This window comes from Pseudomonas sp. S06B 330, from assembly GCF_002845275.2.
Lineage (GTDB): Bacteria > Pseudomonadota > Gammaproteobacteria > Pseudomonadales > Pseudomonadaceae > Aquipseudomonas.
This window is the reverse complement of record NZ_CP088149.1, coordinates 5,353,746-5,370,557: the sequence shown is the minus strand read 5'-3', so window position 1 is coordinate 5,370,557 and position 16,812 is coordinate 5,353,746. Positions and strand designations below refer to the sequence as shown.

Genomic DNA, 16,812 nt, shown 5'->3' with positions numbered 1-16,812 from the left:
CTCCCACAGGGGTAAAGCTGTCAGGCCTCGTGGCTGATATGCCCATCAACCAAGGTATAACGCACCGCGCCCGGCAGGCAGTGGCCGATAAACGGGCAGTTGTCGCCTTTGGAACGCCACTGTTCGCCGGCCACGGTCGAAGCCTTGGCATCGAACAGGACCAAATCGGCGGCACCGCCGACTTTCAATTGTCCGGCCGGCAGGCGCAAGGCTTGGGCAGGTCCGCTGGACAAACGTTGCAACAAAGTTGGCAGGTCGAGCAGGCCATCTTCCACCAGGGTCATCGCCAATGGCAGCAGCAATTCAACACTGCTGATACCCGGCTCAGTGGCGCCGAACGGTGCCAGCTTGGCATCACGCTCGTGCGGCTGGTGATGGCTGGAGATCGCCTGAATAACCCCGGACTTTACCGCTTCGCGCAGACCATCGCGGTCAGCGCGGGTGCGCAACGGCGGCTGCACATGGTAGAGGCTGGAGAAGTCGCGCAGAGCTTCATCGGTGAGGATCAGCTGATACAGCGCCACGTCAGCGGTGACTGGCAAGCCGAGTTCCTGGGCCTGAGCGATCAGGCGTGCGCCGCGGGCGCTGGTCAGTTGGCTGAAGTGCGCCCGTACGCCCGTCTGTTCGACCAGCAGCAGGTTGCGCGCCAGGGCCACGGTTTCGGCGGTTTCCGGAATGCCTGGAAGGCCGAGGAAACTGGCCATCGCGCCTTCGTGGGCCAAGCCGCCTTGAGCCAGGTCGCGGTCCTGCGAGTGGAAGATCACCGTCAGGTCAAAGGTTGCCGCGTACTCAAGGGCGCGCGCCAGGGTGCGGTTGTTGCCAAAGGCGTTGAGGCCATTGCCGAACGCCACGCAGCCGGCGTCGCGCAGCGCAATGAGCTCTGCAAGCTGTTCGCCTTCCAGGCCTTTGCTCAGGGCGCCGATCGGAAATACCTTGCTGTGCCCGGCTTCGCGGGCGCGGTCGAGGATCAGCTCGGCGACTGCCGAAGTGTCCAGCACCGGCTTGGTTTGCGGTGGGCAGCACAGGCTGGTGACGCCACCTGCTGCTGCTGCGCGGGTTTCGCTGGCGATGCTGCCTTTGCGGCTGTAGCCCGGCTCGCGCAGGGCGACGTTGAGGTCAACCAGGCCAGGTGCGGCGACCAGGCCTTGGGCGTCGATAGTGCGTGTCGCAGTAAAACCGGCCGGTGCCGCACCGATGGCAACGATCTTGCCAGCATCGATGTGCAGGTCGGTGGTCTGGTCCAGGCCGCTCAGTGGGTCGATGACCCGGGCGCCGAGAATGCTGAGGGTCACTGGGCGTTCTCCTGCTCGAATTGACGTTGGGCAGTTTGCCCGCTCATGGCCATGGACAGCACGGCCATGCGCACTGCGATGCCGTAGGTGACCTGGTTGAGGATCACCGAATGGGCACCGTCGGCCACCGCCGATTCAATTTCTACGCCGCGGTTGATCGGCCCCGGGTGCATGACGATGGCATCCGGCTTGGCTCCGGCCAAGCGGGCGGTAGTCAGGCCGAACAGACGGTAGAACTCGCCCTCGCTCGGCAGCAGGCCACCGGCCATGCGCTCACGCTGCAGGCGTAGCATGATCACCACGTCGACGTCTTTCAGACCTTGTTCGAGGTCGGTGTAGACCTTCACGCCGTACTGTTCGATACCGATCGGTAGCAGGGTTTTCGGACCGATTACGCGAATGTCCGGGCAACCCAGAGCTTTCAGCGCGAGCATGTTCGAACGGGCCACCCGCGAGTGCAGGATGTCACCGACGATCGCCACCGAAAGATTTTCGAAGCCGCCTTTGTGCCGACGAATGGTAAGCATGTCGAGCATGCCTTGGGTCGGGTGGGCGTGACGGCCGTCACCGCCGTTGATAATGGCCACGTCTGGGCACACGTGCTCGGCGATGAAGTGGGCGGCGCCGGAGTCGGCGTGGCGCACGACGAACATGTCAGCGGCCATGGCTTCCAGATTGCGCAGGGTGTCGAACAGGGTTTCGCCCTTGCTGGTCGAGGAGGTCGACACATTCAGGGTGATGACGTCGGCCGACAGCCGCTGTGCGGCCAGTTCGAAGGTGGTCCGGGTGCGCGTGGAGTTTTCGAAGAACACGTTGCAGACGGTCTTGCCGCGTAGCAACGGGACCTTTTTAACGGCCCGGGCGCCGACCTCAAGAAAGGAGTCGGCGGTGTCGAGGATCTCGGTCAGCAGTTCGCGGGGCAAACCGTCGAGCGAGAGAAAATGGCGCAGCTGGCCCTGATCATTGAGCTGCAGCGGGCGCTTGGCGTCGATTGGCGTCATCGCGAGGGACTCTTAAAGTGCGGAAGCGGAGGCGAGGTCCTGGCGCTCGAGGGCGAGCGGTGCGGGTCCGGTCAATTTTACCCGTTCATGGGCCGCCAGCGACAGGGTTGCGCCGACCACATTTGGCCGGATCGGCAATTCGCCAGCGTCGAGGTCGAGCAGGCAGACCAGGGTTACGCTGGCCGGACGGCCATAGTCGAACAGTTCGTTGAGGGCTGCGCGGATGGTCCGACCGCTCATCAGTACGTCATCGATCAGCACCAGGTGCTGACCTTCGATCTCGAACGGCAGGTTCGACGGGCGTACTTGCGGGTGCAGGCCGTTCTGGCTGAAGTCATCGCGATAGAATGAAACGTCCAGAGTGCCCAGGGCGGCTTCGCTGCCCAATTCTTCGAGCAGGGCCTGGGCAACCCAGATCCCCCCGGTGCGGATGCCGATGAAGCGCGGCTCAGTAATGTTGCGCCGGGCCAGATGGGCACGAAGGTCGACGGCCATCTGCCGGATCAGTTCGGCGGGATTGGGTAGGCTCATGCTTGCTCCTCAAGAGGCCGGGAGCATAGCGCTGTCCCGGCTTGAATCCGATGATCTGGGTCAGAACTGCCCGGTGTTGGCCTCCAGCCAGCCCTGCAGCAGCAAGGCTGCGGCAATAGCGTCCACCGGGTTGTCGCGGTAACTGCCACGCTGGCCGCCACGGGCCATGCGCTCGCCCTTGGCTTCGAAGGTGGTCAGGCGTTCGTCGTGGGTGTGCACGGGCAGGTTGAAGCGGCCGTTCAGGCGCCGGGCAAATTTCTCGGCACGGGCACTCATTTCGCTGGGCGTGCCGTCCATATTCAGCGGCAGGCCCACGACAATGGCGTCAGGCTTCCACTCCTGGATCAGTTTTTCTACCTGGGTCCAGTCCGGTACTCCGTTCTGGGCCTTGAGGGTGCACAGCTCACGGGCCTGGCCGGTAATAACCTGGCCGACGGCGACGCCGATCTGTTTGGTGCCGTAGTCAAAACCCAGCAGCAGGCGTAATTCGGCCATCAGGCGTGCCCCGCCTGGCTGGTGAGCAGGCTGAGGTTGATCCCCAGGCTGGCAGCGGCGGCTTCAAGACGTTGCTCGCAAGCCATGCCGAAGATGATCTCGGGGTCGAATGGGCAATTCAGCCAGGCGTTGTCGGCCAGTTCCGCTTCCAGCTGACCCGCTTCCCAGCCGGCATAGCCTAGGGTAATCAGGCTTTGCTTGGGGCCGACGCCGTCGGCAATGGCAAACAGCACATCCTGAGAGGTCGAGAGCGACAATCCTTCCAGCCCGATGGTGGCTTGGTACGCCTTGTCACTGGTATGCAGGACAAAGCCGCGGTCGTTCTGTACCGGGCCACCGATGTAGATCGGTATCTGCAGGCAGCTGGCTGGCGCTTCGACGTCGGGGCGCAATTGTTCGAGGATATCGGCCAGGTTCAGTTCCTGGGGCCGATTGACCACCAGCCCCATCGCGCCATTGGCGTTGTGCTCGACGATGTAGGTCAAGGTGTGCGCGAAGTTCGGGTCGGCCATGTGTGGCATGGCAATCAGGAACTGATGCTTGAGGTAACTCGGGCTGAGGTTTTTCATGGCTAGTAGTTTGGCGTTGGGGCGCCAGACTGACAAGCCCGCTCCCACAGGTTAATTGCTCGACAAACGGTCGCCCCGTGCGAAGCGCCAGGTGCGGATGATCTCCAGACGGTCAATGTCCGCCAGATCGCCGGTAAACGGCGCAAATGGCGCCGCCAGGCGGACGATGCGCTGGGCAGCCTGATCGAGCAGCGGCTGACCGGAAGACTCCAACACCAGCACTTCATAGAGCGAGCCGTCGTGGTTGATCGAAACCATCAACCGTAGGCTGCCATAGATCTGCTGACGGCGGGCTTCATCGGGGTAGTTGAGGTTGCCGATGCGCTCGACCTTCTTGCGCCATTCGTCCTTGTACCAGGCCCCCTTGTCGCGCATGGTCGAGGCGGCATTGAGGCGGTGAATACGCGGGCGCTTGGCGTACAGCTGTTGCTCTTGCGACAGCTCGGCTTCGAGGCTGGCGATCTGGCTGGACAGTTGCGAACTGTCGAAGTCTGGTGTCGCGGCCTTGGGTTTTGGCTGCGGTTTGGCTTCTTTGGGTCGAGTTTCGACTTTTTCCGGCTTTGGCGCCTTGGTAGTGACGACGGCCTTGGGCGGCGTTGGTTGTGGCTTCACTTCCGGCTTGGCGGCTGGTGGTGGCGTGACCTTGTTGATCTTGCTGTCCTGAAATGGGGCAATCTCAGTGGTGGTTGGCACTGCTTTCTTGTCCAGTGTGCCGCTACCTTGCTGGTTGTCCTGGGCCAGGAAGTCGGCCTTCTGCGGCGCTTTCTCGCTCTTGAAGGTGGCCAGGGTGATTTCCATGGTCCGGCGAATTTCTTCTGGCTTGGCAAAGGAAAACCCCAGACCAAGAATCAGCGCCAAGTGCAGCAGGGCCGCCAGAAATAGGGTAAAGCCGAGCCGATCCGCCGGGCGAACGCGGGGCGGGGTGAAGTCGGCAGGGATGTCAGCAGGCAGCGTCATCAGGTATCCAGCAGCCACAAGGCCGGGGAAAAATCGGCAGAGCGGGTGCGCAGGTCAAAAAAACGACCGGCATGATACCCCACTCTGCCTGATTGCTCCGCGTCGGCTGTCAGCGCGCCTTGAGCTGGCGATCAATGGCATCCATCAATTGCACGCCAATGCGGGTGCCAAAGGCGTTGTCGATTTCACGGATGCAGGTCGGGCTGGTGACGTTGATTTCGGTCAGGTGCTCACCGATCACGTCCAGGCCAACAAACAGCAGGCCTTTTTCGCGCAGGGTCGGGCCGACCTGTTCGGCAATCCAGCGATCGCGGTCAGTCAGTGGGCGGGCTTCGCCACGGCCGCCAGCGGCCAGGTTGCCACGGGTTTCACCGCTGGCCGGAATGCGCGCCAGGCAGTAAGGCACTGGCTCGCCATCGATCATCAAAATACGCTTGTCGCCATCCTTGATGGCGGGCAGGTAGGCTTGCGCCATGATCTGCTGGGCGCCAAGTGCGGTCAGGGTTTCGAGAATCACCGAGAGGTTCGGGTCGCCCACCCGGTGGCGAAAGATCGAGGTGCCGCCCATGCCGTCCAGTGGCTTGAGGATCACGTCGCCATGCTCGGCGACAAACTCGCGAATGATGTCCGGGCGGCGGCTGACCAGGGTCGGCGGGGTGCACTGCGGGAACAGCGTGGCGAACAGCTTTTCGTTGCAGTCGCGCAGGCTCTGTGGGCGGTTGACCACCAGCACACCAGCGGCTTCGGCTTGTTCGAGCAGGTAGGTGCTGTAGACAAACTCCATGTCGAATGGCGGATCCTTGCGCATCAGGATCACGTCCAGATCGCTCAGGGCGTTGTCTTCTTCGGCTTCCAGCTCGAACCAGTGCTCCGGGTCGGCGAAGACCTTCAACGGGCGCATCCGCGCGCGGGCTTGGCCCTGGCCTTGGTAGAGGTCCTGCTGCTCCATGTAGAACAGCGACCAGCCGCGCTCCTGGGCGGCAAGCAGCATGGCCAGCGAGCTATCCTTCTTATAGGAAATGCGCGCAATGGGGTCCATGACAATCCCGAGGCGAACGCTCATGGGCTATATCCTCTAGGCGGCGATGTGCCGCGTTGGCTCAAATAAAAAGTGGCGTCAGGGTGGCGCCCGCAGCGCTGGCGGTCAAGGGAAAAACGCATCTGCGGCGGTGGCGTGCCGGGCCGTGGCGCGGGCCGATGGAATGCACCCCCAGAGTGTGCTAAAAAGGCCTGGCACGTGGCCTGCACGGCCCTTCCAGGCGACGCCTGAGCAGCGATGGTAGAGCAATTATGGAACAGCCCGGCGCGGCACTGAAGGTGATGGTGATCGATGACTCGAAAACGATTCGTCGAACCGCCCAATTGTTGCTCAGTGAGGTGGGGTGTGAAGTTATCACTGCCACTGACGGCTTTGATGCCCTGGCCAAGATCGTCGACCAGCATCCACAGATTATTTTTGTCGATGTGCTGATGCCGCGTCTGGATGGTTACCAGACCTGCGCCCTGATCAAGCACAACAGTGCCTTCAAGGACACCCCAGTGATCCTCCTGTCGTCCCGTGATGGCTTGTTCGACAAGGCCAGGGGCCGTGTAGTCGGCTCCGATCAATTTTTAACCAAGCCATTCAGCAAGGAAGAACTGCTGGACGCAATCAGGGCGCATGTGCCCGGGTTCGCCGCAGAAGAACAACACGCACCCTGACGCCGCGCCATGGTCGCGGCGTCCATTCTTTTGATGGGGAACAGCATGGCCCGAGTTCTGATCGTCGACGATTCGCCGACCGAAATGTACAAATTGACTGGAATGCTCGAGAAACACGGGCATGAGGTGCTCAAGGCTGAAAACGGCGCCGATGGCGTGGCCCTGGCGCGTCACGCGAAGCCCGACGCTGTGCTGATGGATATCGTCATGCCCGGGGTCAATGGCTTCCAGGCGACTCGCCAGCTCAACAAGGACCCTGTAACGGCCGCTATTCCGGTGATTATCGTCACCACCAAGGATCAGGAAACCGACAAGGTCTGGGGCAAGCGTCAAGGCGCCAGTGACTACCTGACCAAACCGGTGGATGAAGACACCCTGATCAAGGTGCTCAACGGCGTTCTTAAAGGTTGACCACGCAACCTATGGGCGAGTCGCTGACGGCTTTTGAACTGCTGCTGGATATCGACCGGCGCTGTCGACTGCTGGCAGCCGACTTACCACTGCAGGAAACCCGCCTGCAGAGTTGGAGCGGCATTGGCTTTCGTATCGGCGAACAGTGGTTCGTCGCCCCTATGGGCGAGGTTGCCGAAGTTCTGCACGAGCCGCGCCTGAGCCGGATCCCCGGGGTAAAACCCTGGGTCAGCGGTGTGGCCAACTTGCGTGGGCGCCTGTTGCCGGTGATGGACTTGTGCGGATTCTTCGGCCTGGGCCTTTCGGCACCGCGCAAGCAGCGTCGGGTGCTGGTGCTCGATCATGAGGAGCTGTTTGTCGGACTGTTGGTTGATGAGGTGTTGGGCTTGCAGCATTTCCCCTTGCACAGCCTCGAGCTGTCACCGCCAACACCGTTGCTCAGTGGTGCAGCACCCTTTGTCCAGGGGCACTTCCAGCAGCAACGCTGCTGGGCCATTTTCAGCCCGTTGGCCTTAGCTCAGGCTCCGGGTTTTCTCGACGTGGCGTTGTAAAGGAATGCCAGATTCGTGACCAAGACCAATACGGTAACTTCGCCCCAAGGCTCGCGCAGCAGCACCCGGATCGCGGCGCTGTTCGTCGTGTTGATCCTGTCGATCATTCTGCTGTTCGCCAATTTCGCCTATCTCAACACCCAGGCCAATTACGACAAGCAGTACATCGGCCATGCGGGCGAGCTGCGGGTGCTGTCCCAGCGCATTGCCAAGAACGCCACCGAAGCGGCAGCGGGCAAGGCGCGCGCATTCCGCTTGCTCGGCGAGGCACGCAATGATTTCGAGCAACGTTGGGGCTACCTGAAAAAGGGCGACGCGATCACCGGCTTGCCGGCTGCCCCACCGGCAGTGCGCAATGAGATGGAGGCAGTACTGCGCGACTGGGAAGGCCTGCGCAAGAACACCGACACCATTCTGGCCAGTGAACAGACCGTACTGTCGTTGCATCAGGTCGCTGCGACCCTGGCCGAGACGGTGCCGCAACTGCAGGTTGAGTACGACAAGGTCGTCGAGATTTTGTTGCAGAGTGGCGCACCGGCCAATCAGGTAGCGGTTGCCCAGCGTCAGTCATTGTTAGCGGAACGTATCCTCGGTTCGGTCAATACCGTGCTGGCCGGGGATGACACGGCGGTACAAGCGGCAGACGCTTTCGGTCGCGACGCCAGCCGCTTCGGCCAGGTGCTCGAAGGGATGCTGGGGGGGAACCCAACCCTGCAGATCAGCCGCGTTCAAGATCCGGATGCCCGGGCTCGTTTGGCGGATATTGCCGAATTGTTCCAGTTCGTTGCCGGTTCAGTGGATGAAATTCTCGAGACATCGCCGGAGTTGTTCCGCGTGCGCGAAGCCGCCGGGAACATCTTCAACCAGTCGCAGACCTTGCTCGATGAGGCTTCGCGTCTGGCCAACGGCTTTGAGAATCTGGCCAGTGGTCGCACGCTGGACACTGTCGGTGGCTATGTCCTGGGCCTATTGGCCTTGGCGTCGATCATTCTGATTGGCTTGGTGATGGTCCGCGAGACCCATCGGCAACTACGCGAAACTGCGCAGATGAATGAACGCAACCAGCAAGCGATCATGCGCTTGCTCGATGAAATCGAAGACTTGGCCGATGGCGACTTGACCGTGATGGTGTCGGTTACCGAGGACTTTACCGGCGCGATTGCAGACTCGATCAATTACTCCATCGACCAACTGCGCGATCTGGTGGCTACCATTAACCTCAGCGCCGAGGAAGTGGCCAGCGCCGTGCAGGACACCCAGAACACTGCGCACCAGTTAGCCAAGGCCTCGGAACATCAGGCTGAGCAGATCACCGAGGCGTCGCTGGCTGTCGGCGACATGGCCGAATCCATCGACCGGGTGTCCACCCATGCTTATGAGTCGGCGAAGGTTGCCGAGCGTTCGGTGGCGATTGCCAACAAGGGCAACGAGGTCGTGCACAACACTATCCACGGCATGGACAACATCCGTGAGCAAATTCAAGACACCGCCAAGCGTATCAAACGCCTGGGTGAGTCCTCTCAGGAGATTGGCGATATCGTCAGCCTGATCGATGACATTGCCGACCAGACCAACATCCTTGCCCTCAACGCGGCGATCCAGGCATCGCTGGCCGGAGAAGCAGGGCGTGGTTTTGCGGTGGTCGCCGATGAGGTGCAGCGCCTGGCGGAACGCTCATCGTCGGCGACCCGACAGATCGAGGCGCTGGTGCGTACCATTCAGACCGACACCAATGAGGCGGTGATTTCCATGGAGCAGACCACGGCTGAAGTGGTGCGCGGTGCGCGCCTGGCCCAGGATGCCGGCGTCGCCCTGGAAGAAATCGAAGGCGTGTCGCAAACCCTCGCCGAGCTGATCCATAGCATCTCGGATGCCGCCCAGCTGCAGACATCATCGGCCGGACAGATCTCACATACCATGGCAGTGATCCAGCAGATCACGGCGCAGACTTCGGCCGGGTCAAGCGCAACCGCCGAAAGCATTGGCGACCTGGCACGCATGGCCAGCGAGATGCGCCGCTCGGTGTCAGGCTTTACGCTGCCGCCGACGCCGCCACGTTGAGCGCGCGCAGGTGACCATGGCAACAGGAGCAGATATGGCTGAGCGGCACGACACGGTAGCTCTGGCCTGGGTCAAGGGCGCCATTGCTGACTGCCTGGGGCAGGCGCGTCTGGCGCTGGAGCACTTTTGCGCAGAACCTGGTGATGAAGATGACCTGGTGGGATTCATCGACAACCTGCACCAGGTACGTGGTTGTCTGCTGATGCTCGAACTCAATGGCGCAGCGTTGCTGGCCGAAGAACTGGAGCAGTTGGGCCTGGCCCTCAAAGAAAAGCGTGTCAGCCAGCGCGGCGAAGCCTTGGGCGCCTTGTTTCGCGGGCTTGAACAGTTGCCGCTGTACCTCGATCGGCTGCGTAGTGCCCGGCGCGACTTGCCATTGGTGGTGCTGCCGGTGCTCAACCAGCTGCGCGCCGAGCGCGGTGTCGAAGCGTTGGGCCAGGGCAGCCTGTCGGGCGCGGCGCCGGCGGCAGCCGAGGAACTGGCCAATTTCGATTTATCCCTGGGCTCGTTGCGCGAACGTTTGCAGGCCGGCTCCGACCGCGATGCTTTGCGTTCGGTGGTGGCCGCGCTATGTGAAGACCTGATGCGGGTCAAGGAGCGCCTGGACCAGTTTGTACGCGGCGACCGTCAACGTCTGGATGACCTGCAGCCGCTGCTATCGCCGCTGCGGCAGATCGCTGACACGTTGGCCGTGCTCAGCTTCGGCCAGCCGCGTCGGGTGATCATCGACCAGGTGCTGGTGTTGCAGAGTCTGGCTCAAGGTCAGCGGGTGCCTGACGATGCGGTGTTGATGGATGTTGCCGGAGCGCTGTTGTACGTCGAAGCGACCCTGGCAGGAATGGTCGGCCCCCTGCAGCAAAGCCCCAACCAGAGTTCGCTGCCCGGCACCGACCTGGCTGAAATCCGCCATTTGGTACTCGAAGAAGCACACGGGGTGTTGCAGCAGGTCAAAGACCAGATCGGCGATTGTCTTGAGGCAGGCTGGCAACCGCAGCGCCTGCTGGTGCTGCCGGGCTTGTTACAACAGATTCGCGGTGCTCTGGCAATGCTCATGCTGCCCCGTGCCGCCGCTTTGTTTGGCCGCAGTGGTGATTATGTCCAGGCGCACATGCTCGGTGCTGCGCCACCCGATGCCACAGCCCTGGCGCACCTTGCCGATGCGCTGAGTGCGTGCGAGTGCTATCTGCAATGGCTGGTGGCCGATCCACAGGCCAACCCCAGGCAGTTTCTCGATGCCGCGCAGGCCAGTCTGATTGCACTGGGCTTTGTGCCGGAACCAGAGCCTGAAGTGCTAGAGCTTAAAGTCCCGGTAATCGATACGCCGGTGGTTGATGACGAGCTGCGCGAGGTGTTCCTCGAAGAAGCCGATGAGTTGCTCCCACAGTTGAACGAACAATGGGCGCGTTGGCAGGCCAATCCCGCCGACCGTGAGGCCCTGGTGGAGTTGCGTAGAGGCCTGCACACTCTCAAAGGCAGTGGGCGGATGGTCTGGGCGCAAGGTCTGGCAGAGCTGGCCTGGGCCGCAGAGCACTTGCTCAACCGCGTGCTGGAGGGCCGCGTGGAAATTGGCGCTGTACCCTTGGCCAGTCTGCAGCAGGCATTAGACCTGATTCCCGGGCTGCTGCAGGCTTTTGCGCAGGGCCAGGCGCAGGCAAGCAAGGATGTCGAACAACTGGCATTGCGACTGCACGCGCTGGCCATGAACGACGCCCCCCAGGAGGCGCAGGTCAACGAGGCCATCGATCCGCAACTGCTGGAAATTTTTCGCAACGAGGCCCAAGGGCATCTGGCCAGTCTCGACAGCTTCCTGGCCGCGGCCGATCAATATTTGCCGCAACCGGTCAGTAACAATTTGCAGCGCGCCTTTCACACCCTCAAAGGCAGCGCCGCCATGGCCGGGGTCGCCCCGATCGCCGAGCTGGCGGGTGCGCTCGACTTGCTGGCGCGGGAGTTCAAGGCCCATCAATTGGCCTTCGATCTTGAGGAAATCTACCTGCTGGAAAGCGCCGAACCCCTGTTGCGCCGTGGCCTGGAACAATTATCCAAGGCACCGCTGGCGCCGATTAACGGTGCAGCGACGCTGATTGAGGGAATTCACCAAGTCGTCGACGCGCGCTTGCAGGCGTTGTTGCAGGCGCCGAGCCAAGGCGGACGGATCAAGCGTGATCCGCAACTGATCGCCAGTTTTCTGGCCCAGGGTATGGATATTTTGCTCGATGCCGAGTCGCTGTTGTTGCGCTGGCAGGAACACCCTGGAGAGCGTCAGGAGCTCACCGCACTGCTCGATGAGCTGACGACGCTGGGGCAGAGCGCCCATCTGGCCGACTTGTGGCAGGTGGATGACCTGTGCGAGGCGTTGCTGGACCTGTACGGCGCGGTCGAGGAAAGCAGCCTGGCGGTCAGTGCGTGCTTTTTCGAGCAGGCCCAACTGGCTCACGAGGCGTTGATCGACATGCTCGACCAGATCGCCGCCGGGCAAGAGGTGGATTCGCGTCCGGAGCGTCTGCTGGCCTTGCGCGAGTTGCTCGACGAAGCCTTGGCACCGAATGCCACAGGCCTGATCAGTCATCAACATGGTCAAGCGCACATTGCCGATCTGAGCGCAGCAACGGCAGCGTTGGCGACAGATTCGGCGGTGGTTGAGCTATTTCTCGAAGAAGCCGGTGATGTGTTGCAAGGCGCGAACCAGGTCCTGGAACGCTGGTTGAGTGATCCGGACTATGTCTCGGCACTGTCGTCGCTGCAACGCGACCTGCAGACCCTCAAGGGCGGGGCGCAGATGGCCGCCATCGGCGTGGTGGAAGTGCTCGCGCAAGAGCTCGAACTGATGTACGAAGGATTGGCCGAACGACGCTTTGCCCCGTCGGCTGAACTGCTCACCTTGCTCAAGCGAAGCCATGCAGGTTTGGCAGAAATACTCGAGCAATTGCAGGCAGGCCAATTGCCCGCACCTGCAGTGGAACTACTGGCCGCATTGCGTGAGTTTCGCCATAGCGCGCCACCTGCAGTGGCAGTTGAGAAGCCAGCAGAACCAGTGGAGGATGCCGGCGACAAGGAACTGCTGGAGATTTTCCTCGAAGAGAGCTTTGACATCGTAGAAAGTTCCGGGGCTGCCTTGCTGCGCTGGCAGGCCGAGCCGCGCAACGGTGTCGAGATCGACAACCTGCTGCGCGACTTGCATACCCTCAAGGGCGGTGCGCGGATGGTCGAAATCGCCCCGATTGGCGACCTCGCCCATGAGCTGGAATTTCTTTATGAGCTGTTGGCGGCCGGCCAACTGCAGCCGAGTGCAGCACTGTTCAGCCTGTTGCAGAACTGTCATGACCGTTTGGCCCACATGCTCGATGCGGTGCGCTTGCAACAGCCGTTGCACGCCGCGACAGCATTGATCGACTACATTCGCAACTTCAGCAGTGCGGCACTTGCTGATACCGCTGCCCACCAGGCACAGCCGGAAATCGCCCCACTGGAGGTGTCGGCAGCGGCGCCGGAGCGTGGGCCGGTGGACATGGTCAAGGTGGCCTCAGACCTGCTGGATGACTTGGGCAACCTGGCCGGTGAGCATTCGATCATTCGCGGGCGCATCGAGCAGCAGGTCAATGATGCCCAAGTGGCGCTGAGTGAAATGGAAACCACGCTGGAGCGCATGCGCGATCAGTTGCGCCGGCTGGACAGCGAAACCCAGGGGCGGATCCTCAGTCGTCAGGGGGAGGGCGATGGGCGGGTCTACGATGACTTCGATCCGCTGGAAATGGACCGCCATTCACAGCTGCAACAGTTGTCGCGGGCCTTGTTCGAGTCGGCGTCCGACCTGCTCGATCTCAAAGAAACCCTGACCCTGCGCGCGCAGGATGCGCAAAGCCTGTTGCAGCAGCAGGGGCGGGTCAACAGCGAGCTTCAGGAAGGCCTGATGAGTACGCGCATGGTGCCATTCGAGCGTCTGGTGCCACGTTTGCAGCGGGTGGTCCGGCAGGTGGCCAGCGAACTGGGCAAGCAGGTCGAGCTGGTGGTCGGCAATGCCGAAGGCGAAATGGATCGCAGCGTGCTGGAGCGCATGGTGGCGCCGCTGGAGCACATGCTGCGCAACGCCGTCGACCATGGCCTGGAGACCCGTGAGGGGCGTCTGGCCGCGGGCAAGCCGGAGCAGGGACTGATTTCCCTGAGCCTGCTGCATGAGGGCGCCGACATTGTGATTGAAATGATTGATGACGGCGCCGGTGTACCGCTGGAGGCGGTGCGACGCAAGGCGATTAAGCGCGGCTTGCTCGACCCCGACGCCGTGCTCAGCGACCATGAAGTCATGCAGTTCATCCTGCAGCCGGGGTTCTCCACGGCAGAGAAAATCACCCAGATCTCTGGGCGTGGCCTGGGCATGGACGTGGTCCATGAAGAGGTCAAGCAGTTGGGTGGCTCGATGGTGATTGAGTCCAATCCTGGCAAAGGCGCGCGCTTTCTGATTCGCCTGCCGTTCACCGTTTCGGTCAACCGCGCATTGATGGTGCACTACGGCGAAGAACAATATGCCGTGCCGCTCAATACCATCGAGGGCATTGTGCGGGTACCGCCGGCCGAGCTGGAAGCCTGTTATCAGCTTGATCCGCCGCGCTATGAGTATGCTGGGCATCGTTACGAGCTGCGTTACCTCGGTGAGTTGCTACAAGGCGCGACTCAGCCACGGCTACTGGGCCAGAGCCTGCCGTTGCCGGTGCTCCTGGTACATTCTCACGAGCAGCAGTACGCGATCCAGGTCGACAGCCTGGCGGCCAGTCGCGAGATTGTGGTCAAGAGCCTGGGCCCGCAGTTTGCCAGCGTTCAGGGATTGTCCGGGGCGACATTGCTGGGCGACGGCCGGGTGGTGCTGATCCTGGACTTGCCAGGGCAATTGCGCGGCTTGCAGCAGCACCACGCGCTTCAGACTGGCAGCGTTGCCCGTGGTCACCATACACAGATTGACAGCGCACCGAAGCGGCCTTTGCTGGTGATGGTGGTCGATGATTCGGTAACGGTGCGCAAGGTTACCGGGCGCCTGCTCGAACGCCACGGCATGAACGTGCTGACCGCCAAGGATGGCGTCGATGCTATGGCGTTGTTGCAGGAGCACCGTCCGGACGTCCTGCTGTTGGATATCGAAATGCCGCGTATGGACGGCTTTGAGGTGGCTACGCAGATTCGTCACGATCCAGTCTTGAAGGACTTGCCAATCATCATGATCACCTCGCGAACCGGGCAGAAGCACCGCGACCGGGCCATGTCCATTGGCGTCAACGACTACCTGGGCAAACCCTATCAGGAGTCGGTGTTGCTACAGAGTATTGCGCTTTGGAGTCGTCATGCTTGAACAATCCGCACGCAATGGTCGCCGTAGTAGCCTCACAGGGTTGTTACTGGCATTGGCTGACCGCTGTCTGGTCCTACCCAACGTCGCGGTGGCAGAGTTGATCGGCTACCAATCGGGCACCCCGGCGCCTGAGCAGCCGCAGTGGATGCTCGGCTGGATCGACTGGCGCAATCAGCGTCTGCCTTTGCTCAGTTTCGAGGCGGCGTGTGGCGGCCAGGTAGAGGTGGGTGATCGGGCACGGATTGTCGTGCTCAATGCCTTGGGTGGCAGTCGATTGCGCTTCATCGCCGTGCTGGTGCAGGGCATTCCGCGCTCATGCAAGCTCGACAGTCAGCTCAACTACGTGGACGTGCCACTGGCGGCGCTGGAGCTGGCGGCAGTGCAGGTGGGCGATCAGGTTGCCAGGGTCCCCGATCTTCCGGCGCTTGAGCAGATGCTTGAGGCGGCAGGGCTGGTTTGAAATATTTGCCTGTGTAGGATGGGAACCCAGTCCGTTGTTTGGAGGACCCTATTGCATGTATCACGGTGAACGTTTCAATGCCTGGACGCATTTGGTCGGCGCAGTGCTGGCGTGTGTCGGCGTCATCTGGTTGATGGTGATAGCCAGTTCGCAGGGCGATCCCTGGAAGATCGTCAGCCTGGCGATCTATGGCTTTACCTTGCTCTTGCTCTACAGCATCTCGACCATCTATCACAGCGTGCGCGGCAAGGCCAAAGTGGTGATGCGAAAACTCGATCACCTATCAATCTATCTGCTGATAGCTGGCAGCTATACGCCCTTTTGTCTGGTCAGCCTGCGTGGCCCTTGGGGCTGGAGCCTGTTCGGCGTGGTGTGGGGGCTGGCCGTGATCGGTATGTTGCAGGAAATCAAGCCACGTACCGAAGCGCGCATACTGTCGATCGTTATCTATGCGGTGATGGGCTGGATCGTACTGGTTGCGGTCAAACCGCTGCTGGCCACCCTTGGCGGCGCAGGGTTTGCCTGGCTGGCTGCCGGTGGTGCGTTCTACACCATCGGCATTATCTTCTTTGCCTATGACAGCCGTTTTCGCCATTGGCATGGCATCTGGCATCTGTTTGTCATCGCCGGCAGTCTGCTGCACTTCATTGCTGTGTTCTTCTACGTGCTCTAGAAGTCGCCCCACAGCTGCTGGGCAACGGCTAATGCCACTACCGGTGCGGTTTCGGTGCGCAGTACTCGCGGGCCGAGACGCGCAGCCTGGAAACCGGCGGCCTTGGCCTGTTCGACTTCGGCCTCGCTCAAACCACCTTCCGGGCCAATCAGGAACGCCAGACTGTCCGGCTTCTGGTGGCTGACCAGCGGCTCGGCGACCGGATGCAGGACCAGTTTGAGCTGTTCATCGCAGGCTTTGAGCCAGTCGGCCAACAGCACGGGTGGGTTAATCTGCGGCACGCTGGAGCGGCTACATTGCTCACAGGCGCTGATTGCCACTTGGCGCCAGTGGGCCAGGCGTTTGTCGGCGCGCTCATCCTTGAGTCGCACCTCGCAGCGTTCGCTGACGATTGGGGTGATGATGTTGGCGCCCAATTCAGTGGCTTTCTGGATCGCCCAGTCCATCCGCTCGCCGCGGGACAAGCCTTGACCAAGGTGAACCTTGAGGCTTGAGTCTGCGGGCCCGGCGAAGGTTTCATTGAGCTGAACACGTACGGTTTTCTTGCCGACTTCCAGCAACTGGCCAAGGTATTCCTGGCCGCTGCCGTCGAACAGTTGCACGGCGTCGCCAGCGGCCATACGCAGTACGCGGCCGATGTAGTGGGCCTGGGCTTCAGGCAAGTCGTGCTCGCCGAGGCTCAGGGGGGCGTCAATGAAGAAGCGGGACAGTCTCATCTGCAAACTCTGGAAGTGTATTGGCGGGTCGCTAAGGAACTCTTGAATCGTAGCCG

15 protein-coding genes are annotated in these 16,812 nt (G+C 61.6%); 7 read left to right on the top strand and 8 right to left on the bottom strand.

Annotation, left to right across the window (positions count from 1 at the left end):
• Positions 1-20 precede the first annotated feature (20 nt).
• The 7 genes from CX511_RS24195 to gshB form a co-directional block, all read right to left on the bottom strand.
• A complete protein-coding gene (locus CX511_RS24195) occupies positions 21-1,292 on the bottom strand; it encodes a dihydroorotase (protein WP_045181939.1) in 1,272 nt (423 codons plus the stop codon).
• Complete coding sequence (locus tag CX511_RS24190) at positions 1,289-2,293, bottom strand: aspartate carbamoyltransferase catalytic subunit (protein WP_045181941.1); 1,005 nt, start codon at positions 2,291-2,293, stop codon at positions 1,289-1,291. The genes CX511_RS24195 and CX511_RS24190 overlap by 4 nt, the downstream gene beginning before the upstream one ends.
• Before the next feature lie 12 nt (positions 2,294-2,305).
• Positions 2,306-2,824, bottom strand: coding sequence for a bifunctional pyr operon transcriptional regulator/uracil phosphoribosyltransferase PyrR (gene pyrR / locus CX511_RS24185; protein WP_045181943.1), 519 nt, complete (start codon positions 2,822-2,824; stop codon positions 2,306-2,308).
• Between the two features lie 60 nt (positions 2,825-2,884).
• Positions 2,885-3,319 (bottom strand): Holliday junction resolvase RuvX, encoded by a 435-nt coding sequence (gene ruvX, locus CX511_RS24180; protein WP_045181945.1) that lies wholly within the window; start codon positions 3,317-3,319, stop codon positions 2,885-2,887.
• Entirely contained in the window at positions 3,319-3,888 is a 570-nt protein-coding gene (locus tag CX511_RS24175; protein ID WP_045181949.1) for a YqgE/AlgH family protein, read from the bottom strand. Before CX511_RS24175 ends, ruvX begins: the two co-directional genes overlap by 1 nt.
• A 51-nt stretch (positions 3,889-3,939) precedes the next feature.
• Positions 3,940-4,845, bottom strand: coding sequence for an energy transducer TonB (locus CX511_RS24170; RefSeq protein WP_045181951.1), 906 nt, complete (start codon positions 4,843-4,845; stop codon positions 3,940-3,942).
• Between the two features lie 109 nt (positions 4,846-4,954).
• Entirely contained in the window at positions 4,955-5,908 is a 954-nt protein-coding gene (gshB, locus tag CX511_RS24165) for a glutathione synthase (RefSeq protein WP_045181953.1), read from the bottom strand.
• Positions 5,909-6,135: 227 nt separating this feature from the next.
• On the opposite strand from gshB, the gene pilG reads away from it, so the two are divergent.
• Genes pilG through trhA form a run of 7 tightly spaced genes read left to right on the top strand, consistent with a single transcriptional unit; the run spans position 6,136 to position 16,040 of the window.
• Positions 6,136-6,546 (top strand): twitching motility response regulator PilG, encoded by a 411-nt coding sequence (pilG, locus tag CX511_RS24160; RefSeq protein WP_045181955.1) that lies wholly within the window; start codon positions 6,136-6,138, stop codon positions 6,544-6,546.
• A gap of 45 nt (positions 6,547-6,591) precedes the next feature.
• A complete protein-coding gene (gene pilH, locus CX511_RS24155; RefSeq protein WP_045181957.1) occupies positions 6,592-6,957 on the top strand; it encodes a twitching motility response regulator PilH in 366 nt (121 codons plus the stop codon).
• Complete coding sequence (locus CX511_RS24150) at positions 6,954-7,508, top strand: chemotaxis protein CheW (RefSeq protein WP_101293774.1); 555 nt, start codon at positions 6,954-6,956, stop codon at positions 7,506-7,508. Before pilH ends, CX511_RS24150 begins: the two co-directional genes overlap by 4 nt.
• 15 nt (positions 7,509-7,523) lie before the next feature.
• A complete protein-coding gene (locus CX511_RS24145; protein ID WP_045181961.1) occupies positions 7,524-9,569 on the top strand; it encodes a methyl-accepting chemotaxis protein in 2,046 nt (681 codons plus the stop codon).
• 34 nt (positions 9,570-9,603) lie between these two features.
• Positions 9,604-14,907: an Hpt domain-containing protein gene (locus CX511_RS24140; RefSeq protein ID WP_101293775.1), complete on the top strand. Its 5,304-nt coding sequence runs from the start codon at positions 9,604-9,606 to the stop codon at positions 14,905-14,907.
• The gene (locus CX511_RS24135; RefSeq protein ID WP_101293776.1) at positions 14,900-15,367 is read left to right on the top strand and encodes a chemotaxis protein CheW; all 468 of its coding nucleotides are present in this window, start codon (positions 14,900-14,902) and stop codon (positions 15,365-15,367) included. Before CX511_RS24140 ends, CX511_RS24135 begins: the two co-directional genes overlap by 8 nt.
• Positions 15,368-15,422: 55 nt before the next feature.
• Positions 15,423-16,040, top strand: coding sequence for a PAQR family membrane homeostasis protein TrhA (trhA, locus tag CX511_RS24130; RefSeq protein ID WP_045181967.1), 618 nt, complete (start codon positions 15,423-15,425; stop codon positions 16,038-16,040).
• Here the strand turns inward: trhA and CX511_RS24125 are convergent.
• Positions 16,037-16,756: a 16S rRNA (uracil(1498)-N(3))-methyltransferase gene (locus CX511_RS24125; RefSeq protein WP_101293777.1), complete on the bottom strand. Its 720-nt coding sequence runs from the start codon at positions 16,754-16,756 to the stop codon at positions 16,037-16,039. The genes trhA and CX511_RS24125 overlap by 4 nt on opposite strands.
• Positions 16,757-16,812: the final 56 nt, after the last annotated feature.